This window comes from Olivibacter sp. XZL3, assembly GCF_004368405.1.
Lineage (GTDB): Bacteria > Bacteroidota > Bacteroidia > Sphingobacteriales > Sphingobacteriaceae > Olivibacter.
In genome coordinates this window covers 64,628-86,353 of record NZ_SBJH01000011.1, presented here as the reverse complement: position 1 = coordinate 86,353, position 21,726 = coordinate 64,628, and the positions used below count along the sequence as shown (strand labels likewise).

Sequence of the window (21,726 nt, the reverse complement as noted above, 5' to 3'; positions counted from 1 at the left end):
ATTGTTAAAAGCTGGCCGTAAGGTTAAATGTTATTGCAGACTGCATAGGCAACACCATGCTTTCTGGATCTATGCGCCATTTGTTGAATGTAATGACGCCAAGGTTATTAGCCTGAATAGCCATATGTAGGTTATTTAGTCCGAAACGATGTGCTATGTTAGGATGAACGTTATAGCCTAAAATAATTTCTTTGAATCTAATGTGTGAAGCGTTATCTACATATTGGTTACCCAAGGCATAATAATAATAGCCGATGTATGCTGTGTTCATATTTTCGGGCTCTCGGGGAATAATCGTGGTGTTTTCATCTCCGGGTTGTTTCCAGCGCTGGTTGAAATCCCTGTGGATATGGGCTACCGAATAGGAAGAAACCATATCTGTATAATTTAAGATATTGGTGTTTCTGAACACATAGCCCAATTTATAAGTGATTAATACCCGTAGCGAAAATCCTTTATAGGAAAAATTATTCACCCAGCCTCCATAGTACTTCGGTACGGTGCTTCCGTGGTATTCCAGGGCTTGTATGTCTTCGATAGTGCTTGCAACCCAATTACCGTTTTGTAGCTTCTGGCCATAGGTGTTTATGATTTCATCGTTCTCGTTATAAATCTGCGGATAACCATCGCTGTCCAGTCCCGCAAATCGATAACTGTACAGATGGTTCAGCGGGTTTCCTTTTATAGGGTTCAATCCGGACATATAAAATGCCGGGGTTTCTTGCGCGTGTTCGACCTCGATTAGCTTGTTGGTGTTACGGCTGAAATTTAATGAGGTGTTGTACTTAAAGTTTTTATTGTTTACGATCAGGGCGTTTAAGCCGATATCCCACCCGCTATTTTTCATTCTGCCGGAATTGACCAGTGCATTTGTAAAGCCTAGCGTAGAATTGAAGGTTACGGGAGCTAGTAAATCCTGACTGTTCCGGTTGTAATATTCAATACTACCCCCCAGTCTGTCGTTGAAAAAACCGAAATCAAGACCTACATTGGTTACAAACGTTTTCTCCAGGCGTAGGCTCGGATTTTTTACGTTGGAAATATAGGCGTATGGAACACTGGTATAGGGATTTTGCGACGTTGATGCCTGTACATAGGGACTGGTTCCGGTATGCACATTACCGTTGCTTCCCCTTGTAACCCTAAGTGCCAATTGGCTTAAATCAGCGTTGTTTTTCAGGAAGTCCTCTTTGTACATATCCCACTTAGCCCCCACAGAGTATAAGGGGATGTTTCGGTACTTGCTATCTCCACCGAATAAATTAGCATCGTCTAAGCGGCTGCTGAGAGAAAGCGTATATTTGTTGTTGTAGGTGTATGCGGCATTTCCATAATAGGAAATAAAGCGGTTCTCTACCTCAGAATATGCTGCCGGATTACTGAAAACACTCGTGCCTACCGGTACTACCGGAAGTATTTGGCCAAAGGGTGCGTTTACATATTGCAACGTTTGTGGGTCGTAGCCATAGTGAGTGAAGTTATGTCCTTCGCTTAATTCTTGGCGCACTTCGTATCCGCCTATGGCCGTCACCTGGTGTAGGCCTTCGTTAAACGACTGGTCAAAATTTAGTTGGAATCTTGCCGAGTGCGATTTTGTAGTATTATTGTTTTTAGAAAGAATATGCCCTTGTGGTATACTGCTGCTTAGGTTTCCGTTGGCGTCTATCACCGTATACCGGTTCACGGTATTCCGAACTGTATACGTATTTTCGTTATACAGGTTGCTTCCGTTGTATTGTCCCCACTCATATTGATACATTCCCGATGCCGAAAGGTAGTCGGTCAATTTGTATTCAAGTGCGGATTGTAACCTTAGTAAGGTCTGGTTATTTTTATTGTTTTTATTATCAAATTCCTGTTTTAAATTATAGTTCCAATCATAAGGATATCCAGCAGCGACCAATTCGTCTTTATAGGATTGGGTAAATGTTGCGGGTTGTGTAATATAATTTCCGTTTTCATCCAGAATACGCTGGTGTTGGGGCAGGACAGTTAAATCAGAAAGGCTCATCCCATTATTTTTACTGGCGATCATATTAAAATTCACATTATTCGAGAATTTTAATTTAGGCGTAATATCTACTGTGTTGTTCAACGTACCAATGAGCTCATCTCTCTTATTTCCTACATAAGACCCCTGATTCCTGTTTCTATTATACGTGATGGAAGTTCGGTAAGTGTTGCGTTCTCCTCCTCCTTTTACCGCTAGGTTATACTGTTGCCAGTATTCGTTTCTTCTGAACAGTCTGTCAAATTCTTCCCGGCTGTCGATCCTTTTCAGTCCATCCGTGATGGACTCAGCCTCTGCCTCGGTCAAGTCGCCGTTGTTCAACAACAAATACGTTTCCAATGCCTTTCCCATGGGTGGTTTGCTAATCCCTGTAGGCAGCTGTACTCCCCAGGAGATATTCCCGGCCCTTATTTTTTCGAATTCGAGAAAACTTTCGGTAGAGGCATAAGGTAGATGATCGTAATTTTGTTTTGGTTTGATGTTGAAATTTGTAGAAAATTCGATAACCGGTCTGCTGTTTTTCTTTCCGGCTTTAGTTGTGATCACAATAACGCCATTAGCCGCTCTGATGCCCCAAATAGACGCCGCTGCAGCATCTTTTAACACGGTAATGCTTTCTACATTGCTTGGGTTAATCGAATTTATATCTTGCGTTATCGGAAAACCATCAACGACTATTAACGGTGCTTTATTTGCGTTAATCGTGCTCGTTCCACGTATGGTCATAGACTCGCCTCCAGTGTTGAAGACGATACCGGAAATCTCCCCTTCTATTTTGGAAGCTATATCTTGACTGATCTTCGTGTTTAACGTTTGCTCATTGATTTTTTGAAAGGAGCCTGTGGCACGTTCTTTGGCGATCTCCTGATATCCAGTAGAAACCAGTTCGACCTCGTCCAATTCAAAGGTGTTTTCTTTTAACACTACATGGATCGTCTGTTGGTCTCCCAAGGGTATTTCCTGTCTGACATAACCGATAAAGCTGAAAATTAAAGAAGTGTCCTCGTCATCTGCCCTGATGCTGAAAAATCCATTTTTGTCGCTCGTGGCAGAATGAGATCCTGTCTTTAATCGTATATTAACACCTGGCAGCGGTTTTCCTCTTTCGTCGGTTACGGTACCGGTAATAATACGCTGGCTAAAGGCAATATCGTTACCCTGTGTTGTTTCCCGGCTTTTTGCGGATACAATAATTAATTTGTCTTGTTGTTGGTAGGTAAGACCTGTATTTTTAAGTCCGTGTGCTAAGGCTTCTGATACCGTAAGCTTCTGCACGTTTAAATTTAATTTTCCGGTCTGAGCCACTTTTTCCGCCGGATAAAACACCACAAGACCGGTTTCCTTTTCGATCTGTGTAAAGAGTTCTTTTAGGGAAGTGATCGGCGCGGCATAGGACAGCTTTTTCTCGTAAATGCTCTGCGCGTTCGACTTGTTTTCTGCCGAAACAAGGAGCGCAAGCGTAAGTATAAATAGCGTTAGGGTGTTGATCTTCATAAAGTATCCGAATTTATATCTGATCCGGACCTTTTGTAAAAGGTATAGTAAACCCTTTACAAAAAATTGCATTTTTTGCATTATATTTGGTTGGTTTTAAAATTAGGACTGATTTTTTAACTCCGCTCCCTATTGCTTTCCACGGCTAGGGAGTTTTTTTTTGCTTCGATTTAGGGTGTTTCCGTCTTCTTTTTCATCGTCAAGTTTGGTTAAGATTATTAAAAATATTAGTTACATCCCTCGCCGTCTATTTCGATCGTTCGTCCACGTATTGTGTAGTCGGTTCCTCTTGTTTGGTTAATGATTTTCAATACTAAGCTCAGGGGTTCAGTACCTGTAAACTTCCCCGTTATAGGGCACTTTTCCAAGGCCGGATTTTTAAAAGCAATCTTTACCTTGTATCGGTTTTCAAGGCGGTCAGCCAATTCCCGGAAAGGTGTAGCGTCAAATATCATGTCTCTGGCAATCCAATTTTCAGGCGCTGCTGCTGCGAGTTTGTTTTTCAAGATCGACTTTTCGCGCTTGCTATAAATGGCTTGCTGTCCCGCAGTAAGGATGGCTAGGTCATTTTGATCACTTTCCATTTGTATCTTTCCCTCCTTCACATTGACAACAATATTCTGTTGTTCGGGATAGGCCTTTACAGTGAAGGAAGTGCCCAGAACACGTACCTTCATTTGATCGGTAAGGATAATGAAAGGCTTACCTGCGCGTTGCCGGACATCAAAATATGCTTCGCCGATTAATCGGACTTGCCTATCCACGTTATTGAAGTCTTTTTTATTGTAATGGATCTCACTTCCGGGGCGCAACAGCACCAAACTGCTGTCAGGTAAAACAACATACCTGTTTTCCGTGGCGGTTAACGGAATGTCCTCTCGTATATCGGCGCCGATTGAAGCATAGTGAAAATAGGCAAACAGTCCGATTCCCAATGCGAGGATAATAGACGCCACGCTCGCCATCTGCAACAGTCGCTTCTTCTTTATTATCGTTTTTTCGCCCATACGTTTTTGAATGCCTGACAAAATACGCCCATGGACATGCTCTTCACTTTCTTCTTCGTGCCAAATGTTTTCTTCTGCATTGACTTTTTGATACCAGTCCAGCAACCGCTTCGTTTCCTCTCGGGTTGCCGTTCCGTTCATATATTTTTCGATCAGTTCGCGTAGCAATTTGTCTTCCATCAGCGTTTCGTAGAGCTATTTATTAATATAGTACCCTAAATTATAGGCACCCCTATATATAAAATTGATTTTTTTCTTTTTTGAGATATTAACCTGTCCTTGCTAACGGTTAAAATGCAGAGAAATCTGTACCGGGGTAGGGATTATTTGCCGAAAATATTACTAAGCATAAAAGAGAGGAGCGATAAAATACCGGCTCGCTCCAGGCTATATCGTAGCGACTTCAGCGCTCGGGTTAGGTTTGCCTCGACTGACTTTTCGGAAATATTTAACTCATTTGCGATTACTTTATTGGGCTTGTATTCATACCTACTTTTTTTGAATACCAGTTTGCATTGTTTGGGTAGTTCATTAACCAAACCCTCAAGTGTGTCCTGAATAATTCGCAGGTCTATTCTTTGTTCGTTAAACACGTGCTCCACTTGTTGCTCGTGATTATCTAGCAGCTCTTTGCGCCGTTTTTCTCTGTAGATGGTTTTGAAAACGGAAAATTTGATAGCACCGGCGAGGTAAGAACGGAGGTTGTCGATAGCCGAATGCTCCCGTCTGGCCCAAAGATCCAAGAAAATATCCTGTACCAATTCCTCGGCTTTGACCGGATCTTTTAAATGGTTGTAGGCTATGGACAGTAAGGATTTCCAATATCGGTCATAAATAATGGTAAAGGCCAGCTTATTGCCTGTTTTTAGAAGCTGTACCAACTTCTCGTCGGATATATGGCCTTTTTGCAACATAAACGGTGGCTAATATACAAATATGGACGTATTCTTCACATTTTGCCTGTGAATTTTTGATCAAACAGGAAGAAAAAATACCCATATTTTAACTTTTATGTTATATTTTGTGCCTCTGAGGTAATTTGTATTGTGTCCGGCAGGAGGCTATACTTCAAGAGAGAAGGGAGGGCCTAGCTTTAAGCTATAAGCAGTAGCTTTAATAGTGAGTAAAGGGTGGTTAAATGGTGAAATTGTATAAGGTATATACGCTTTAAGCCGGTTCAGCGCCAACCGGGAAATACGTGCAGTCTGCGATGCGCTAAGCGCGTCGATGTATACTTTCCGGGAATAACTAACCAGTTTCTGGATATTACCTTAAATAATGGTGTAAATTTTTATCTTTGTGCAGGTTAGGTTGATATGCGAAGTCCGGAATAACCCACATGCCGGATTTTTCTTTTTTGGTCGAATCGCAGTAGAAGGTTTTGGCTGCAAAAAGTTCAAAACCAATTCATTTATTAATTTAAGAAAACAATGCAAGAAGGAGTAGTAAAATTCTTCAATGAAACCAAGGGTTTCGGATTCATTACCCCCGTTGGTGGTGGTAAGGACGTATTTGTCCACTCATCGGGTCTTATCGACCGTATCCGCGAAAATGACGACGTATCATACGAAGTGGAACAGGGAAAGAAAGGCCCTAGTGCGGTAAATGTGAAACTTATCTAAGATTAGAACGTGGGAACCCGTTCATTGAAGCTGCCCCCAAAGGCAGCTTTTTTGTTTATCAAAGGAATGTCGTAAGTTAATCCAGCTGTTAGGAAATCACTTGTAAACGAAAAAGGAATGTTTACGATATATCAATTGCCTATATTGGCGTCATCTTCCCTATGTTATTAACTCTTTAGTTCGTGGTGTACATATATGCAGGATTTGTGATATTAAGAATACCTTTAGATACGAGTTTTCGACTATCAGTATTGCGGTATCGCTGCTATCGTGTAATGACAGCTACCTGAAAGCTATTTTTAACAGCAAATTTTGCTTGTCATTATTTCTTAAACTAATTAAATGAACCGAACCTGGTAAAGGTGTTAAATTGCAATCAAATATTTAAACAAATTAAATAACCTTTTTGTCTTATTGGTGGGGGCTGTTCGCCATGATAATCCGAGAATACTTGTTTTTGTCTATTAGAGGTTTATCATTAAAAAGCCATATCGTAGCCTCATTTATTAATCTAGGTTAACGCAGATCAATTTGCCTAACAGTAACTTAGCTTAAAATATTAGAAGATATGGATGATAAGGTACTAGGATTGCATTATATATAAAAATTTACAAAGACGCCTGAAAGGTTTCTTGCTCATATCGGAAAATGGAAAGAACAGAAGTAGTATTAAGCGACAGTAATCAGGGAGAAGTCCAGTTGTTTTCTAACGAAAGCAAAGCCGGAATCATGGAAATTTCCGTGGGCGACGGTAAGTTGACGGTTTACCATACGGAGGTAAATCCGGAATATGAAGGGAGGGGCTTTGCGAAAGTACTGTTGGAAGAGTTGGCGTCCTACGCCCGTGAAAACGGGCTGAAGATTGTACCGTTATGTCCGTACGTGTACGCGCAGTTCCAGCGTCATCCTGAGGTTTACAATGATGTATGGCTTATTCCGGATTAAAAGCAAGTCCAGCGGACGCTGACTTCTATTAGGCTATAACATAATGAGTTTTTAAAAATGAGAATAACCCGTATCTATAGTAATGCAAATGGAGACTCCGTTTTTGACGAAATGGAAATTCCGTTAAAGGATCATGGCGAAATCGGTCGGCTCTCTGATCATTTTATGGTTAAGGTCGTTCAATTCAGGAAAGTATCGGCCGATTATGACTATGATTTTCACTGTGCTCCACAAAAGCAGTTTATCGTATTGTTGGACGGAGGGGTACAGATTGAGAATTCGATGGGGGAAACGCGTATATTCCAAACAGGCGAAATCCTACTTGTAGAGGATACGGTAGGGAAAGGGCATAGAACAAAAAATCTGGAGCAACGGGAGCGCACTTCGCTGTTTATCCATATATGAAACGGTGGCACCGAGATTATTTATTGCACTAAGATTGTGATGTGTCATTACAGCCCAATGAAATATATTGGAAAAACCCGTATTGGCATCATTGGGAGGGAGAGTATATAACTTCCATTCAGTGGGAAATGGAGCATTAATCGGCGATGAGCAGGAGACGCTAGTCGAGAAGGATTTGTGGGATAGGCGGCAGAAAATAACGAAAAGCAAACGGCGTATAAATATATGTGATTTTTTATGGTCGGAAAAGCCTACTTAGTAAACGAAACGAATTATAGATATGGCGCATTTACCAGAACTGATACGGGATATGGCGCTCATCCTCTTGGTTGGAGCGTTGGTTACGATTCTTTTTAAGAAAATTAAACAGCCGCTGGTATTGGGCTATATCATTGCCGGCTTTTTGGTGGGGCCGCATTTTAGCTACCTACCTACGATCGTAGATCACGAAAATATAGACACTTTTGCTGAAATCGGTGTCATCATGCTGCTGTTCAGTTTGGGCATAGAGTTTAGTTTTAAAAAACTGATGAAAGTGGGTGGTTCTGCATCCATTACAGCTACCATTGAAATATTATTCGTGGGATTAGGTGGATACCTTACAGGTCATTTATTGGGATGGAACGAGATGGATAGCCTTTTTCTTGCCGGTATGCTGGCTAGCTCTTCCACTACCATTATCCTACGGGCCTTTGATGAATTGGGGCTGAAATCTAAGCAGTTCGCCAAAGTCGTTTTTGGTGTTTTGGTGGTGGAGGACATTATTGTCATTTTACTCATGGTGTTGCTGTCCACGGTGGCTGTTGCCGAACAGGTTGAAGGATTGGAAATTATTTTTACCATACTTAAGCTGGGTTTCTTTTTGGTGTTGTGGTTTCTCGTCGGTATCTATCTGCTGCCGGTGTTTATAAAAAAGACTAAAAAGTGGATGGATGAGGAGACGATTCTGATCCTTTCCATCGGTCTTTGCTTTGGAATGGTATTACTGGCCACCCAAGTTGGCTTTTCTGCTGAACTAGGTGCGTTTGTAATGGGTTCGTTGATTGCAGAAACTGTATTGGCAGAAAAAATAGAACACCTTACACAACCGATTAAACAGTTTTTTGGTACCATCTTCTTTGTCTCTGTCGGCATGATGATTGATCCGCAGGCGATGTATACCTATGCGGGCCCCATTTTTGCCGTAACCGTACTCACCATCACGGGAAAATTTTTCTTCAGCGCGTTAGGGGCTTTAATTTCGGGACAACCCTTAAAGCAAGCTGTACAAATAGGCACAAGTATGGCCCAGATCGGCGAATTTGCCTTTATTGTGGCCTCTTTAGGATTGTCGCTCGGCGTGATTTCCGAATTTCTATTTCCGATAGCTGTTGGTGTTTCGGCCGTTACTACGTTTACTACACCCTACCTGATAAGGTTTTCGGAACCTTTATACAATATTATTTTAAAAATATTTCCGGCGAAATGGTTGGCCCGGCTGGATTCTTTCACCTCTGAGGCGCAAAAGAACCAACGGGATCCGCTTTGGAAAAAAATGCTAAGCGTATATAACAGAATCTTGCTTATCAATAGTATTATCTTAATAGCAATCGCTTTGCTGTTCAAATATGTCTTCATTCCATTCATAGATGCACGAATAGATCAGGTCGTATGGCGTAATATCGTGTTGATAACTTCGGCATCATTGTTGGCGTCACCTTTCCTTTGGGCCATTCTGATTAAGAAGATCCATGTAAAAAAGGGAAGCCAGACCGTCAATGCATATTACTTAAATTATTCAGCAACCGGTATCATAATCAATGCTGTCCGATGCCTGTTAGGTATATTCGTCATCGGCTTTTTTATCGACCAGATCACAACTACCCGACATGCGCTTATCATAGCTGTACCGCTTATTGTGCTGTTGCTGTGGTTTTTCTCTGAAAGAATCCAGCGGATTTACCAAAGAATAGAACAGCAGTTCATGTTTAACCTGAATGAACGGGAACGACTTGAGTATCTTCAGAATAAAGGAAGTGTCGAATTACAACATAAAAACGAGGAGGTAGGAGCGCACCTGCAGGAATGGAACGCCTATGTTACAGAGTTGGAGGCCAGCGATACCTTTGCCTTTGCAGGGATGACACTGTATGAGTTAAACTGGAAAGAAAAATACGGTATTGATATCGTGTACATCCGGAGAAATGAACGAATTGCCCACCTTCCTGGCGGAAAGCAACGCATATTGCCACGCGACAAGGTCGGCATATTGGGGACAGATGAACAGATAACGCAAATCAAGGCAGTTTTTGAACAAACAGATTTCAAGGAGGATATGGAAGAAGATGTCGATATCAACGATATCGGAATGATCAAAGCCAGCGTTACAGAGGCAAACCCTTATTGTGGTAAAACAATAAAAACATCCGGTATTCGAAACGACCTCAGAAGTCATGTAGTGGGAATCGAAAGAAATGGCGAACGGATCCTCATCCCGAAATCGTCTGAAGTTATATTAGCTGGTGACATTGTTTGGCTAGTGGGGGACACCAAGAGGATAAAAGAATGTTTGAAGAACCATAAAGAAAATTTTCTGGAAGTGTAACTGTTAACTGGTAGGTGATTTATGCTTTTGAGACGGCTTCTTGTGCTTTTTTGTAACTTCTAAACGAAACAGGGCCGCGATCATTGTTGCCTGTGTTGGGATTTAGCGGTTTGTTAATGCTTACGTGGAAAAGCGCTCCGCCCAATGCATAGGCCAAGACATCGAAAATGTCTGCAGTATAAGCGTTAGCCACTCTTGGTAAAATTCCTTCAAACACTAAAGTCGTATAAATCACCATAACGTATACATAGCTCGCAGGAAAGATATAGAGGTTGTTGCGAACGATGAGTAGGCGCATAAAGGTTAATACCATTGTGCCAATAACCGGGATGGCGAAAATGTCGGTTAGGTAATCGTTTATAAATCCAGGAAGTTCGCAGACGGTTCGTAATTTGCGGACAGCAAGCCAGGTAAAGCAGCCTGTTAAGAACAAAGGATGTAATAGTATACGCATATCAAGCGAAAATAACGGCTGCAGCCCCAAGTGCGGCGGTAAGGGCGGCAAAAAAAATGATAAATAATACGAATCCGATGTGTTTAGCCACGCGCTTGCCCGACGAGTCTCCTTCACGGATCGGAAGTACTTGTTCACGCAGCTGCTTCAAAAGTGGTTTTTGTTCCAGCTTTTTTCCTTGGTATGTTTTTTCTTTCATATTGCTTCTTCATTAAAGATAAGTTTGCCCTCTTAAAAAACAAAACGAACGTGCTTTAGTTGAGAGATTCTTTAATTGCCCTTCTTCTTTAGCCACTTTATTATCTGCTGCTCGCAAAGAATACGCTTTTTTTGGATATCGCGTTTTAAAACTTAGTATCCTGCTTCCTTAAAGGTGCACCGGTTCCAGCAGCGACCTTTGTAAAGGAAGGAATTATCACTATATTGGATGGATGGATTATACGGGCCATCTCTTTATTAATATGCAGTTAATTTTAACCTTGTATTTTTGAAGCGTTCTCAAATAAAGCGCGACGCAGGCTTGCTATTGGGCTTGAGCCGCCTACTATGGACAAATCAGTAATCATGGATATTCACTATTGCTGACTGGATCCGTTTCAGTTCTGGTCGGCTCATTACAAACAAGATGAAGAACAATCGCTATCAATGTATGATTTTTATCTGTGTCCTGTTGCTCTTTTCGGCAATTTCGGGCTATGCACAGTCTTTGAAAACACTTACCTATAACATCCACCATGCAAATCCGCCATCCAAGGCGGATCACATCGATCTGGAAGCTATCGCTCGCGTTATTCGCGATAGCGGAGCGGAATTGGTGGCACTGCAAGAAGTGGATGTGCGAACCGAACGCTCGGGCGCAGACTCTGATCAGGCTGAGGAATTGGGCCGACTTACCGGTATGCGTCATTATTTTGCTAAGGCGATCGATCACCAGGGTGGGGAATACGGCGTTGCCATTCTTTCCAAGCATCCGTTTATCAGCACTGAAAAGCATCCGCTACCGATGGCTGAAGGGGTAGGCGGGGAGCCGCGAACCATAGCCATGGCCGTTGTGGAGCCACATGCCGGAAAACGGGTGATTTTTGCTTGTACGCATCTCGATCTGAAAGCCGAAAATAGATTGTTGCAAGTGCGGCATATTGCCGACTTGACGGCTGAATTAGACTACCCCATGATATTGGGCGGTGATTTTAACGCGAAGCCCGACAGTGAGGCCGTCCGTCAGCTGGACGCGCATTTTCAGCGGAGCGCCATTAATAAGGGTTTTACCATACCAGTCGAATCACCGAACCGGGAAATCGATTTCATTATGTTCAGACCGAAAGGGCGGTTTGAGGTCGTAAGGCATGAAGTTATTGATGAACAATACGCATCGGATCACTTGCCGGTATACGTGGAGCTGAAATTCCGTTAGTATTGAATGATGGCTTTTAATTTAGATTTCATTCGTTTTCCATTCCTGCTATCTTTGTATTATATCTGTACTAGATGCTGGAATTGAACTTAAAAAAGTCTCCTATTTTAAGTTCAATTCCCTGGTATATTTTCCAAAATATCCGGCTTCAGGAATGTAGAATTTTCCGTTCTGATTTCTAATTTTTCGGCATGGATTTCTGTTACGTCGATAAAGTTCCATTTCCACAACCGTTCAGTAAGTTCTTTAAGATAAAAACCGATTTTTCGCCCTTGGAATTTCGGCAGTCGTTTAATTGATTTTGCTCACAAAGTTTAACTTGCGTTAATACATTTTGGGGCTGAGCTGTTGCGGGCCACGGTCAGGGGGGCTTCTGTAGCCCCTGATTTACATTTAATATTTGCCCACATTCAGGGTATCTTCTTGAAACACCTTTTCAAGTCTTTTACTCCATTTATTCAACAAGGCAAGTCTTTCTTCTTCCATAATGTGTGCAACGGAATAGCTGAGTTGCGGTTGTAATACTGAAAAACCCGTGTACTCGAAAATGCCGCGATGAATGGGCTTCAGAATATTGTTGATATCGCCGTAGGGGCCGTCTTTTAAATAATGCCCTTCCGGGCTACCGGTGGTGATGGACAGCAGGGCTTTCTTCCCTGAAAATTTTCCGCTTACATAAGGAATGCGTCCGGCCCCATAAACTTTTCCGGCAGCAAAAACGCGATCAGTCCAGCCCTTTAAAATTGCAGGGACGGAAAACCACCACAAGGGGAATTGCCAAATCATCAGATCACACCATTCTAGCTTGTCCTGTTCAGTTTTAATATCAGGCGCGAAACCATCGTGCTCGGTTGCATAAATTTCTTCCATGCCTAGTTTCAGAAAACTTGGATCCTTGACCGTAGTGAAATTGTGCCGATCTGAGATCGGATTGAATCGCATGCTATACAGATCGGAAGTCCTGATTTCATGGCCTTTCATTTTCAACGTTTCAATGGCCGTCTGAAAGAGTGCTCCATTGAAGCTTTCTGGTTCGGGATGTGCTAATACAATTAATATCTTCATGTTTCAATCTTTAATTCTTTTGTGAAAGCAAATTTCTACATAATTTCATTATTATGTCTGTATATTTTTTCTATAAATCGGTATATTTACGGAATGAGGGAAAAAAATCTGTATGAGCCGTTTTCGATCAGCGTAAGAACCTTGGAAGAATGTCCAATAGAACATACGCATAGCTTTTTTCAATTGGTGTATATCCTTTCAGGTCACGGAAAACACTGTGTCAGCGAGCATAAATTCCCTTACCAGCCCGGACATCTGTTTCTAATCAGCCCACAGATTCGCCATTCTTTTGAAGTGGAGAGGACCACGCAATTTTTCTTTTTGCAGTTCAATAACATTTATATCCAATCGAATGCCCTGCAAACGGAAAATATCCAGCGGCTGGAGTTTATTTTACAAAACGCCAACCACCGGCCCGGATGCATCCTGAAAAACCAGACGGATAGAAGCTTAGTCGGTGCACTAATCGAAGCCTTGGTGAGGGAAGCGGTAAATCGCGACCTGTACGACAGAGAAATCACGCAGCAGTTGGTAAATACGATGATTGTGGTGGTGGCAAGGAATATAGCAAAGTATATGCCCGAAAAAATAAATGGCGGGTCGGAGGAAAAGATCGTAGATATACTGAATTACATCCAGTCCAATATCTACGAACCTGACAGAATTCGGGCGGAAGCGATCTGCAGTCGTTTTGGCATTTCAGCGAATTACCTTGGGCGCTATTTCAAAAAACATTGTGGTGAAACAATGCAATCCTATATTGCCCAATATAAAACCACACTGATAACACATCGCCTGGAGCATAGCGACCGACGCATTAACGAGCTCGTCGTAGAGTTTGGTTTTACAGACGAAAGTCATTTAAACAGGTTCTTTAAACGGCAGAAAGGTATCAGTCCGAAAACATACAGGCAACAGTTTCTGAATAGCGGCCTAGGGCGTAAGGCTTCCCTGTAAGTCGGCACTCATAGAATATATGGTCATATCTAGCTGTATGTAAATAGCAATAAAATATATACAACCATGTGGCGTTTGTTGTATCTTTGTATGGAGATAAAAGATAATAGGTTACTTTTTATTCGGCGCAGATAACTTATTATCCCTTAAATAGCCATCAGTTTTTATGATGCATTTTCTCTGTATGGATAAATTTTCTTTTCAAATGATAGTAACGGAACAATAGACGGTCATACCAAAGGGCGATTACCAGCATGCTGATCGGCAAGAACAAGGTTCTGATTCCAATATATCGATAAACGAAGGCACCTATGATGCCTCCTAGGAAAAAGCAGGCTATAATCGTAAGTTTTAAGAAGATATTTTTACGTAAGGATATTTTATCTGCCTCCTGTTTAAAGAAAAATAATTGCGATAATGCCGTCCCCAAATCGGTAAAAAGGCCAGTCAGGTGTGTAGTTCTGACAACCGATTGTGATATACGCGTTACCAAAGCATTTTGAAGCCCCATAGCGAACAATAAAGCGGATGCGATTACATTGGGATAAGATAGAGAAGAAGCAGAAAGAGCGACCGCCAATAAAACGACAATTTCTATAAATACCGGAAGGACGTAAGGTATATGTGATTTTTGTTTTGATGCCCATTCGGTAATCAAGCCGGAAACAAACGCACCGAACAAAAAGCATAGTATATAGCCAAGAAAGGTGAAAGACATACTGTGATTTTTCAAAAACAATTGTTGAGAGAAAAAAGCAAAATGTCCCGTTACGTTGGTAGTTAACGTGTTTATTCCTAATACACCTGTAATGTTGACCAGGCCCGCGACGCAGGACAAGATGGAAGCTAATTTAATATTGTGGGAATAGGTGCGGCGTTTTCCTTTGTGCCTAAACATGGATCGATTTCATTTGACCCAAATCTACAATTTTACCATCTCGCAAAAAAATATAAACTGAGCTGCAACACCTTTGTGCGTGAGATAACGTCATTCGGCGGCCGGACGACTACAGGGCCTTTTCTACCAGTCATCCATAAACAGTTAAATACAAACCCTAACAGCCGCCGAACATTCAATGGAACTAAGTCATCGTCATCCCACCATCGATCACCAATTTTGTGCCTGTTATAAACTGACTGTCGTCCGATGCGAGAAAAAGTACACCTTTGGCGATATCTTCGTTGGTGGCGTATCTGTTCAAGGGGATTGCCGCTTCGAAGCCTTTTTTTACATCCTCTCCGGCGCCGGGGGAGAACCCTTCTTCCAATGACCACATCATCCGGTTATCAACCGGCGAAGGATGAACCGAATTTACCCGTATCTTTTTTGGCGCTGCTTCCAAGGCGATGGTACGCGTAATGCCGATCACGACATGTTTACTGGTGATATAAGCGCTCATAGAGGCCGTGCCGGTCAGGCCGGCTACCGATGACGTGTTGATGATACTGCCGCCATCATTCATTTCGGGCACATGATAGTATTTCTAGTGTTTTAATAGATTTTGGTTTTTAAAAGAGGAACGATATCATCAATAACTAAGTGAGCACCTTTATAGATTTTAGCTATAAAGAAGCGCCCTTTCCTGTTCAGCACATCTGGCCTTCTCTGATACCCGTTCGTTCTTCGGGAATGCTTCGACACTTGTTCGGGTCCGCTTCGACAGCGCTTCGAGTCGGCTTCGACTCATTCCCGAAGCTTTCCCGAAGAGCACTCGAAGAACAGTCGAAGAAATGCCGACGAAAACAACGTGCAGGTACACACTGGTTTTGGAAAAACTGGCGAGGCGTGCACCGCTATTTTATAAAAAAGACCCAGGTCGTAAAGTCATCTGAAAATTCGATAAACCGATGTTCTACAAAAGCTGGAACGAAGAGAAAGTCGCCTTTTTGAAAAGGTGTAGTTTTTCCGTCCAATTCAAAAATACCTGAGCCGGAGATGATGACATAAAATTCATCCCGGTCATGGGGCTTCTGCTTATCCACCAGATCGGGTTTGTAAATTTCGACTGATAGATTGTTTACGTCAAGCAAGGAAATAAATTCCTTTCCCGATTGTGCCAGCTTTTCAATTGCTTGTTTTTCCTGAATCTTAATCATATCTCATTGTTATAGTCTAAAAATCGTTGGTAAAATGCCTTCTTTCTCTATCTTGTTCAAACTTTCGTTCATTGTATTGTGCAGACTTGTTCCGAGCGATGGAGAGTGTTTGCCAATCCTCGTTTTTTATCATTTTCGCGATATACACGATTTGTCCGATGTGGTAGGAAAATGAACCAACTGTCTGTTTACGACTGTCATTACGTGCCTATCTTTTAATTATTTACCACCTGTCACATCAATGAAAATACCTGTCGAATAGGATGATTTCTCTGACGCCAGCCAGAGAATAGCTTCCGCAACCTCTTCCGCCAATCCCCCTCGTTTAAGTGGAATACTTTCTTTTATCCGCTCAATCCGGTTTGGTTCTCCACCATCGGCATGGATATCGGTATGAATAAATGCAGGACGAACGGCATTTACGCGGACACCTTCTTCCGCTACCTCTTTAGACAAACCGATCGTCAAGGTATCTAACGCTCCTTTGGTAGCTGCATAATCGGTGTATTCAAAAGGCGCTCCGGTTCGAGAGGCAATGGAGGAAACATTGACAATGGTCCCGCCTTCGCCACCCAACTTTGTGGACATGCGTTTAACGGCCTCTTTACAGCAGAGAAACGGACCAAGAACGTTGGTGTTAAACATCCGTTGCAATCTGTCATAATCTAAATCAACGAATTTCTTTTGGTGCTCCAGTATTCCCGCATTATTAATCAGGCAATGGAGACTTCCAAAGTGGTTATCCACTGCAGAAAATAGGCGAACAATCTCATTTTCTTTGGAAACGTCGGCTTGGATCGCAAAGGCTTTTCCTCCCTGTGAAAGGATCTGCTTCACTACACCATCGGCGGCTGTTTTGTTTTTTTGGTAATTGACCGCTACTGCGTAGCCATTTTGGGCGGCAAGGAGGGCTGTTGCGGCACCTATTCCCCGGCTTGCGCCTGTTATCAGCATGGTTTTCATCTAATCTATTAATTTATTGCAGGTTTACTCTTTATTGTTAGCCCCGATTACAGTCACTTTATCCGGCAATTTTAAGAAAAACAGTAAGCGCTTTGCCGAGAGCCCCTGAACCACCGATAAATATGTGCTCCTTATAGGATTCCATTATTAGTCTTTTTAAGCACGGTTATCGTACATTATGGCAATGCCCTAAGTTATACAAAATTCGACAATATATTTTTGCGACAGCAGGTGCAGGTTTAATATTTTTGTTGATAGCAGTTTGGAGATTAAGAATGCGAGATGTATAGGCCTGTGGGTGGGCAGATGTGCATTTGCAAAACCAATACAAAAAATTGCCTTTGATTAGATTACGGTTTATTATGGAACGAACGATTAGAACGGGATCTCAAAATGGGAATTTATCCATAAAGCTTTGTGAAAGCTATTCCCAACCATTGTTTTTCTTTAGCACGATAATATGCGCCAAATGGTGGTTGCAATGCCATGCATACATGCCAATAACTTCATCCAGTGGGATCGGTCGCCCTTGTTCAGGATGAACGTACGTCCTTTTTAGGTCTTCGTCGTCAAGGCTTTCAAGTAATTTACTCCACCTCTCATGTAACCCTTTTAAAAGGTTTAACGAGGGCTCCAAGTGAATTTTGCTGTCCGGCAATTCTGCCCATAATGCTTCATGATAAGGCTTGATAATGGGGTCAGTTTCTGTAAGCGCCAGCTTAAAACGTATGAAAGCATTCATATGGCTGTCCGCACAATGATGGACGACTTGTCTTACCGTCCAGCCGCCATCTCTGTAGGGTGTATCTAATTGTTCGTCCGTTAGCGTTGTAACTTCCTGAGCAATTTCTTTCGGAAATAGCGCTATTGTTTCCATCCAACTGGAAAGTTCTTGTTTACCGATAAGATTCGGCTTTTCGAACTGTCCGATGGGGTATCTTAAATCCATTGTCGACATGTTATGGCTATTTGGGTTTTTTCTGTTTTCTTTCAATTGGTCCTTCAAGCGGCGCAGCATTGCGTCATCTCCCGGGTAATCTGTCGTTCCTCGGCTACAAATAAAAAAGGGCAAAAAGCTCTTGAAAGCGATTTGCCCTTCAGGTGCTCCCACCTGGGCTCGAACCAGGGACCAAAAGATTATGAGTCTTCTACTCTAACCAACTGAGCTATAGGAGCGGCAACCATTGCTGATTTGCGAGTGCAATTTTACATATTTGTAGGCACATTTTAAAATTAATTATGCAAAATATTGAAAATATTATCTTCGATTACGGCAACGTGATTTTTATGATCGACTTCGCGCGGGCGCATAAGGCTTTTACCGATTTGGGCATCAAGGAGGTAGAAAAGGTGTTCGCTCATACTGCGCAGAGCGCCTTGTTTGACGACTTTGATATGGGGAAAATAAGTGCCGACGAATTCAGGAACGGTATCAGAGCGCTTACTGGGAAGTCTGATTTGACGGATGAACAGATTAACGCTGCTTGGAACGCATTGCTCATAGGGGTGCCCGCAGGCAGGCATGACCTCCTGTTGCAAATAAAAAGCCGTTACAATACTTTTTTGCTAAGTAATAACAATGAAATTCATTATGGTTTTATTATGGATTACTTAAAAAAAGAATTTGCTTTGGAAGACAATAGTGGATTCTTTGTGAAAGACTATTATTCCCATTTATTGGGAATGAGGAAGCCGAATATTGACATTTTTGAGTACGTCCTGCATGCGCATCAGCTAATACCGGAAAAGACATTGTTTATTGATGACAGTCCGCAGCACTTGGCAACTGCAAAAAAGCTCGGAATACAGACTGAATTGCTGACGGCGCCAGATACGTTGGAGCAACTGATCGAAAGAAGGAAGCTTCTTTAAAAGGGCTAAGGTGTCCTGTTGTTTCGGTCGGAACTAGTTAATGGATTTATTAACAGCTATCTCCAGCCTGCCGGCAGAGAGATAGCTGGGTCCAGTTAAGGCGACGGTATAAGGCTGCTTGCTCCTAGGAGCGCGCTTTTTTCCGGCGATTTTTTTCTTTTATAAGCAGGCTCAATTCACGGCCCGTTTGTCCGGCAACCGAGGTGTTTTCCTGCGCTCTTCTAAAGAGGTAAGGCATCACGGCTTTAACGGGCCCATAAGGCATGTATTTGGCTACATTATATCCTGCCGCCGATAAATTGAAGCTAAGGTTATCACTCATGCCCAAAAGCTGTGCGAAATAAACGCGGCGGTCATTTCTGGCTATGCCTCTTTTATCCAATTCCGTTGCCAGCAGGTAGCTGCTGTTTTCGTTGTGGGTGCCGGCCATAAAACCTACACGCTCGATATGGTCGAGACAGAAATGAATGGCTAAGTTATAATCGTTGTCGGAAGCCTCTTTATCGGGTTGAATAGGTGAGGGGTAGCCCATTTTTTCGGCCCTTTCTCTTTCGATTTCCATATAAGCACCGCGAACCAATTTTGCTCCGATATGAAAGTTATCCGTCTGCGCTAAGTAAACGTCTGCTTTTAATGCCGCTAATACATCGTGGCGGTAAAGCTGATAGGTATTATATACGATGGCCTTTTCCGTATTGTACTTACGCATCATGTCTCTCGCCAAGTCGTCTATGACGCCCTGTATCCAAGAATGTTCCGCATCGATCAATACTGCTACGTCCGCCTGCTTAGCAATTTGACATATCTTGTCTACACGGTCTTTTACTTTGTTAAATTCAGCGGTTTCTGTTTCAGTAAGTGCTTCGTTTGCGCTTACCTTGGCCAATAGATCGAAACGGCCCAAGCCCGTTACCTTAAAGACCGAAAAAGGGATGTTTTGATCCTTTTTTGCTCGCTCAATCGTTCTGAGGGTTTCTGCTAATACATGATCAAAGGCCTGTTCACTTTCCTCCCCCTCAACGGAATAGTCCAGAATCGTGCCGACGTGCTGGGCTGCCAGCTGTTGAATGGCCTGTTCACATCCGGCTATGGTTTCCCCGCCACAAAAATGATCAAATATCGTTTTCTTTATGATGCCTTTGATAGGCAAACCAATGTTTAGGGCAAAATTTGTCACGGGAGGCCCTACTTTGGTTAAAAAATTACTGGAAATGATTTTAAAAAGCCAGTAGGCTCTGTTTAATTCAGCAGTGCTTTTACTGCGAAAAGCGATTTCGGTATTATCGAAAGTAAGCTTTGTTTCGATAATAGACGGCGGTTCTTTGGATGATGAAATCATGGAGCAAACTTAGATAAAAAATCGATTGCATAATAGGAGAAAATGTCATTTTAGTTTGTGTTGGTGTAAGAATTTTATGTAGGTTTGGTTTATGATAAATTTTAAACTTGATAGCGAATATATCCATCTTATTCAGTTGTTAAAAGCTGTCAATGTAGTAGAAAACGGCGGGGAGGCACAGGCCGTGGTGAGCGACGGGCTGGTAAAGTGCAATGGGCTTACGGAGCTTAGAAAGCGATATAAAGTTAGAAAAGGCGACATAATCGAGTTTTTACAATATAAAATAGTGGTAGACTAGCTATCGGCCATCGGAAATCGGATATCGGCTGATTTCTGAAAGCTGAGAGCTGAGAGCTAATGAGCATGATCAAAGAGTTAAAAAGTAATACCTATTCTGTATATTTTGATAAAGAATTTAATGCGCTGCGCGCGCTTTTAGCCAAGCATACCTATACGAAAGTTTTTATTCTGACCGACCGTAATACAAGCGAGCATTGCCTGCCAATATTCACTGCGGCGATGTCAGAATTGAAGGACTATGATTTGATTGAGATTGACCCGGGTGAAGAAAACAAGAACATCGATTTCTGTATCGGTATATGGAAGATGTTGCTCGATTTTGGGGCAGACCGGAAAAGCTTGTTGATCAACTTAGGTGGGGGCGTGATCACGGATATCGGCGGGTTTGCTGCCTCGACTTTTAAACGGGGGATCGATTTCATACAGATTCCAACCACTTTGCTAGCACAGGTCGATGCTTCTGTAGGGGGAAAGACCGGAATCGATATGGACGGGGTGAAAAATATTATCGGCACCTTCGCACAACCTAAAGCCGTGCTGATTCATAGTGGCTTCTTGGCTACGCTGGATGAAAGGCAGTTAGTTTCCGGTTTTGCTGAAATGATAAAACATGGATTGATCTACAGCAATGCTTATTTTGAAGAATTGCAGGCAGTCGAGCCAGCGCACGTGGACCCCGACTATATTTATCGGTCTGTTGCCATAAAAAAAGAGGTGGTTACGAAGGATCCGACGGAAAAAGGGCTTCGTAAAATTTTAAATTTCGGGCATACGGTTGGACACGCTATTGAAAGTTATTCTTTAGCAAACGATTCTTTTCCCTTACTTCATGGCGAAGCCATTGCCGTGGGAATGATTTGCGAGGCCTATTTGTCTCATCGCTATAATGGATTGCCGTTGGCCTCTTTAAATACTGTTGTATCCTATATCATGCAGGTATTTCCAGCTTATTCTTTTGGCGAAGGTATTTATGAGGATTTATATTCCTATATGCTGAATGATAAGAAAAATACGGGGAGTGAGATCGGCTTCGCTTTATTGAAGGAAATTGGAACCTGTGATTTTGATATTTATCTTTCAAGCGAACAAATAACCGAAAGCTTGGATTATTATCGATCGTTGTTGAGTTAAAAATGAAAACTAGCCTCCGGTAGGGATGGTAAAAACGGCCAAGAGAATTCAATGGATATCTTTACA

Annotated in this window: 22 protein-coding genes and 1 tRNA gene; 9 read left to right on the top strand and 14 right to left on the bottom strand. The window is 42.3% G+C overall.

The window, feature by feature from the left end:
* Positions 1 to 4 precede the first annotated feature (4 nt).
* From EPX21_RS05235 to EPX21_RS05225, 3 genes are all read right to left on the bottom strand, one after another.
* Entirely contained in the window at positions 5 to 3,505 is a 3,501-nt protein-coding gene (locus EPX21_RS05235) for a SusC/RagA family TonB-linked outer membrane protein (RefSeq protein ID WP_166670677.1), read from the bottom strand.
* Positions 3,506 to 3,732: 227 nt separating this feature from the next.
* Positions 3,733 to 4,692 (bottom strand): FecR family protein, encoded by a 960-nt coding sequence (locus tag EPX21_RS05230; protein WP_134088616.1) that lies wholly within the window; start codon positions 4,690 to 4,692, stop codon positions 3,733 to 3,735.
* A 143-nt stretch (positions 4,693 to 4,835) separates the two neighbouring features.
* Positions 4,836 to 5,426 (bottom strand): RNA polymerase sigma factor, encoded by a 591-nt coding sequence (locus EPX21_RS05225; RefSeq protein WP_134088615.1) that lies wholly within the window; start codon positions 5,424 to 5,426, stop codon positions 4,836 to 4,838.
* Between the two features lie 516 nt (positions 5,427 to 5,942).
* On the opposite strand from EPX21_RS05225, the gene EPX21_RS05220 reads away from it, so the two are divergent.
* The 4 genes from EPX21_RS05220 (at position 5,943) to EPX21_RS05205 (ending at position 10,068) form a co-directional block, all read left to right on the top strand.
* A complete protein-coding gene (locus tag EPX21_RS05220; protein WP_134088614.1) occupies positions 5,943 to 6,134 on the top strand; it encodes a cold-shock protein in 192 nt (63 codons plus the stop codon).
* A gap of 648 nt (positions 6,135 to 6,782) precedes the next feature.
* Positions 6,783 to 7,079, top strand: a complete 297-nt coding sequence (locus tag EPX21_RS05215; RefSeq protein ID WP_134088613.1) for a GNAT family N-acetyltransferase — start codon at positions 6,783 to 6,785, stop codon at positions 7,077 to 7,079.
* A gap of 57 nt (positions 7,080 to 7,136) precedes the next feature.
* Complete coding sequence (locus EPX21_RS05210) at positions 7,137 to 7,484, top strand: hypothetical protein (RefSeq protein ID WP_134088612.1); 348 nt, start codon at positions 7,137 to 7,139, stop codon at positions 7,482 to 7,484.
* A 280-nt stretch (positions 7,485 to 7,764) separates the two neighbouring features.
* Positions 7,765 to 10,068, top strand: coding sequence for a cation:proton antiporter (locus EPX21_RS05205; protein WP_134088611.1), 2,304 nt, complete (start codon positions 7,765 to 7,767; stop codon positions 10,066 to 10,068).
* A gap of 19 nt (positions 10,069 to 10,087) precedes the next feature.
* Here the strand turns inward: EPX21_RS05205 and EPX21_RS05200 are convergent, their stop codons facing one another.
* Together EPX21_RS05200 and EPX21_RS05195 are read right to left on the bottom strand one after the other, a co-directional pair.
* A complete protein-coding gene (locus EPX21_RS05200) occupies positions 10,088 to 10,522 on the bottom strand; it encodes a hypothetical protein (protein ID WP_134088610.1) in 435 nt (144 codons plus the stop codon).
* Position 10,523: 1 nt separating this feature from the next.
* Positions 10,524 to 10,721, bottom strand: a complete 198-nt coding sequence (locus EPX21_RS05195) for a hypothetical protein (protein WP_134088609.1) — start codon at positions 10,719 to 10,721, stop codon at positions 10,524 to 10,526.
* A gap of 426 nt (positions 10,722 to 11,147) precedes the next feature.
* On the opposite strand from EPX21_RS05195, the gene EPX21_RS05190 reads away from it, so the two are divergent.
* A complete protein-coding gene (locus tag EPX21_RS05190) occupies positions 11,148 to 11,936 on the top strand; it encodes an endonuclease/exonuclease/phosphatase family protein (protein ID WP_206106002.1) in 789 nt (262 codons plus the stop codon).
* 393 nt (positions 11,937 to 12,329) lie between these two features.
* Here the strand turns inward: EPX21_RS05190 and EPX21_RS05185 are convergent, their stop codons facing one another.
* Entirely contained in the window at positions 12,330 to 13,001 is a 672-nt protein-coding gene (locus EPX21_RS05185; RefSeq protein WP_134088608.1) for an NAD(P)H-dependent oxidoreductase, read from the bottom strand.
* 93 nt (positions 13,002 to 13,094) lie between these two features.
* Here EPX21_RS05185 and EPX21_RS05180 point away from each other — a divergent pair, with 93 nt between their 5' ends.
* A complete protein-coding gene (locus EPX21_RS05180; RefSeq protein ID WP_134088607.1) occupies positions 13,095 to 13,958 on the top strand; it encodes a helix-turn-helix domain-containing protein in 864 nt (287 codons plus the stop codon).
* 157 nt (positions 13,959 to 14,115) lie between these two features.
* Here the strand turns inward: EPX21_RS05180 and EPX21_RS05175 are convergent, their stop codons facing one another.
* From EPX21_RS05175 to EPX21_RS05145, 7 genes are all read right to left on the bottom strand, one after another.
* On the bottom strand, positions 14,116 to 14,856 hold the full coding sequence (locus EPX21_RS05175; protein WP_134088606.1) for a YoaK family protein: 741 nt from the start codon (positions 14,854 to 14,856) through the stop codon (positions 14,116 to 14,118).
* 184 nt (positions 14,857 to 15,040) lie between these two features.
* Positions 15,041 to 15,421: an SDR family NAD(P)-dependent oxidoreductase gene (locus EPX21_RS05170; RefSeq protein ID WP_134088649.1), complete on the bottom strand. Its 381-nt coding sequence runs from the start codon at positions 15,419 to 15,421 to the stop codon at positions 15,041 to 15,043.
* Between the two features lie 331 nt (positions 15,422 to 15,752).
* Complete coding sequence (locus EPX21_RS05165) at positions 15,753 to 16,055, bottom strand: cupin domain-containing protein (protein WP_134088605.1); 303 nt, start codon at positions 16,053 to 16,055, stop codon at positions 15,753 to 15,755.
* 16 nt (positions 16,056 to 16,071) lie between these two features.
* Positions 16,072 to 16,203: a hypothetical protein gene (locus EPX21_RS23405; RefSeq protein ID WP_206106001.1), complete on the bottom strand. Its 132-nt coding sequence runs from the start codon at positions 16,201 to 16,203 to the stop codon at positions 16,072 to 16,074.
* A 71-nt stretch (positions 16,204 to 16,274) separates the two neighbouring features.
* Positions 16,275 to 17,018, bottom strand: coding sequence for an SDR family oxidoreductase (locus EPX21_RS05155; RefSeq protein ID WP_134088604.1), 744 nt, complete (start codon positions 17,016 to 17,018; stop codon positions 16,275 to 16,277).
* A 424-nt stretch (positions 17,019 to 17,442) separates the two neighbouring features.
* Complete coding sequence (locus tag EPX21_RS05150; protein WP_240768519.1) at positions 17,443 to 17,967, bottom strand: YfiT family bacillithiol transferase; 525 nt, start codon at positions 17,965 to 17,967, stop codon at positions 17,443 to 17,445.
* Between the two features lie 153 nt (positions 17,968 to 18,120).
* Positions 18,121 to 18,194: transfer RNA gene (locus EPX21_RS05145), tRNA-Ile, on the bottom strand.
* 63 nt (positions 18,195 to 18,257) lie between these two features.
* Between EPX21_RS05145 and EPX21_RS05140 the strand changes: the two genes are divergently transcribed.
* Positions 18,258 to 18,890 carry an HAD family phosphatase gene (locus EPX21_RS05140; RefSeq protein ID WP_134088602.1) on the top strand — a complete coding sequence of 211 codons (633 nt, stop codon included), beginning with the start codon at positions 18,258 to 18,260 and terminating at the stop codon, positions 18,888 to 18,890.
* 124 nt (positions 18,891 to 19,014) lie between these two features.
* Here the strand turns inward: EPX21_RS05140 and EPX21_RS05135 are convergent, their stop codons facing one another.
* Positions 19,015 to 20,229: a proline dehydrogenase family protein gene (locus EPX21_RS05135; RefSeq protein WP_134088601.1), complete on the bottom strand. Its 1,215-nt coding sequence runs from the start codon at positions 20,227 to 20,229 to the stop codon at positions 19,015 to 19,017.
* Positions 20,230 to 20,320: 91 nt separating this feature from the next.
* On the opposite strand from EPX21_RS05135, the gene EPX21_RS05130 reads away from it, so the two are divergent.
* Together EPX21_RS05130 and aroB are read left to right on the top strand one after the other, a co-directional pair.
* On the top strand, positions 20,321 to 20,527 hold the full coding sequence (locus EPX21_RS05130; RefSeq protein WP_134088600.1) for an RNA-binding S4 domain-containing protein: 207 nt from the start codon (positions 20,321 to 20,323) through the stop codon (positions 20,525 to 20,527).
* Positions 20,528 to 20,595: 68 nt separating this feature from the next.
* Entirely contained in the window at positions 20,596 to 21,660 is a 1,065-nt protein-coding gene (aroB, locus tag EPX21_RS05125) for a 3-dehydroquinate synthase (RefSeq protein WP_370450929.1), read from the top strand.
* The last annotated feature ends 66 nt before the right edge of the window (positions 21,661 to 21,726 follow it).

Excerpts from the sequence above, each read along its gene's own strand:
- EPX21_RS05235 (WP_166670677.1), bottom strand. The coding sequence starts at position 3,505 with ATGAAGATCAACACCCTAACGCTATTTATACTTACGCTTGCGCTCCTT.
- EPX21_RS05230 (WP_134088616.1), bottom strand. The coding sequence starts at position 4,692 with ATGGAAGACAAATTGCTACGCGAACTGATCGAAAAATATATGAACGGA.
- EPX21_RS05225 (WP_134088615.1), bottom strand. The coding sequence starts at position 5,426 with ATGTTGCAAAAAGGCCATATATCCGACGAGAAGTTGGTACAGCTTCTA.
- EPX21_RS05220 (WP_134088614.1), top strand. The coding sequence starts at position 5,943 with ATGCAAGAAGGAGTAGTAAAATTCTTCAATGAAACCAAGGGTTTCGGA.
- EPX21_RS05215 (WP_134088613.1), top strand. The coding sequence starts at position 6,783 with ATGGAAAGAACAGAAGTAGTATTAAGCGACAGTAATCAGGGAGAAGTC.
- EPX21_RS05210 (WP_134088612.1), top strand. The coding sequence starts at position 7,137 with ATGAGAATAACCCGTATCTATAGTAATGCAAATGGAGACTCCGTTTTT.
- EPX21_RS05205 (WP_134088611.1), top strand. The coding sequence starts at position 7,765 with ATGGCGCATTTACCAGAACTGATACGGGATATGGCGCTCATCCTCTTG.
- EPX21_RS05200 (WP_134088610.1), bottom strand. The coding sequence starts at position 10,522 with ATGCGTATACTATTACATCCTTTGTTCTTAACAGGCTGCTTTACCTGG.
- EPX21_RS05195 (WP_134088609.1), bottom strand. The coding sequence starts at position 10,721 with ATGAAAGAAAAAACATACCAAGGAAAAAAGCTGGAACAAAAACCACTT.
- EPX21_RS05190 (WP_206106002.1), top strand. The coding sequence starts at position 11,148 with ATGAAGAACAATCGCTATCAATGTATGATTTTTATCTGTGTCCTGTTG.
- EPX21_RS05185 (WP_134088608.1), bottom strand. The coding sequence starts at position 13,001 with ATGAAGATATTAATTGTATTAGCACATCCCGAACCAGAAAGCTTCAAT.
- EPX21_RS05180 (WP_134088607.1), top strand. The coding sequence starts at position 13,095 with ATGAGGGAAAAAAATCTGTATGAGCCGTTTTCGATCAGCGTAAGAACC.
- EPX21_RS05175 (WP_134088606.1), bottom strand. The coding sequence starts at position 14,856 with ATGTTTAGGCACAAAGGAAAACGCCGCACCTATTCCCACAATATTAAA.
- EPX21_RS05170 (WP_134088649.1), bottom strand. The coding sequence starts at position 15,421 with ATGAATGATGGCGGCAGTATCATCAACACGTCATCGGTAGCCGGCCTG.
- EPX21_RS05165 (WP_134088605.1), bottom strand. The coding sequence starts at position 16,055 with ATGATTAAGATTCAGGAAAAACAAGCAATTGAAAAGCTGGCACAATCG.
- EPX21_RS05155 (WP_134088604.1), bottom strand. The coding sequence starts at position 17,018 with ATGAAAACCATGCTGATAACAGGCGCAAGCCGGGGAATAGGTGCCGCA.
- EPX21_RS05150 (WP_240768519.1), bottom strand. The coding sequence starts at position 17,967 with ATGGATTTAAGATACCCCATCGGACAGTTCGAAAAGCCGAATCTTATC.
- EPX21_RS05140 (WP_134088602.1), top strand. The coding sequence starts at position 18,258 with ATGCAAAATATTGAAAATATTATCTTCGATTACGGCAACGTGATTTTT.
- EPX21_RS05135 (WP_134088601.1), bottom strand. The coding sequence starts at position 20,229 with ATGATTTCATCATCCAAAGAACCGCCGTCTATTATCGAAACAAAGCTT.
- EPX21_RS05130 (WP_134088600.1), top strand. The coding sequence starts at position 20,321 with ATGATAAATTTTAAACTTGATAGCGAATATATCCATCTTATTCAGTTG.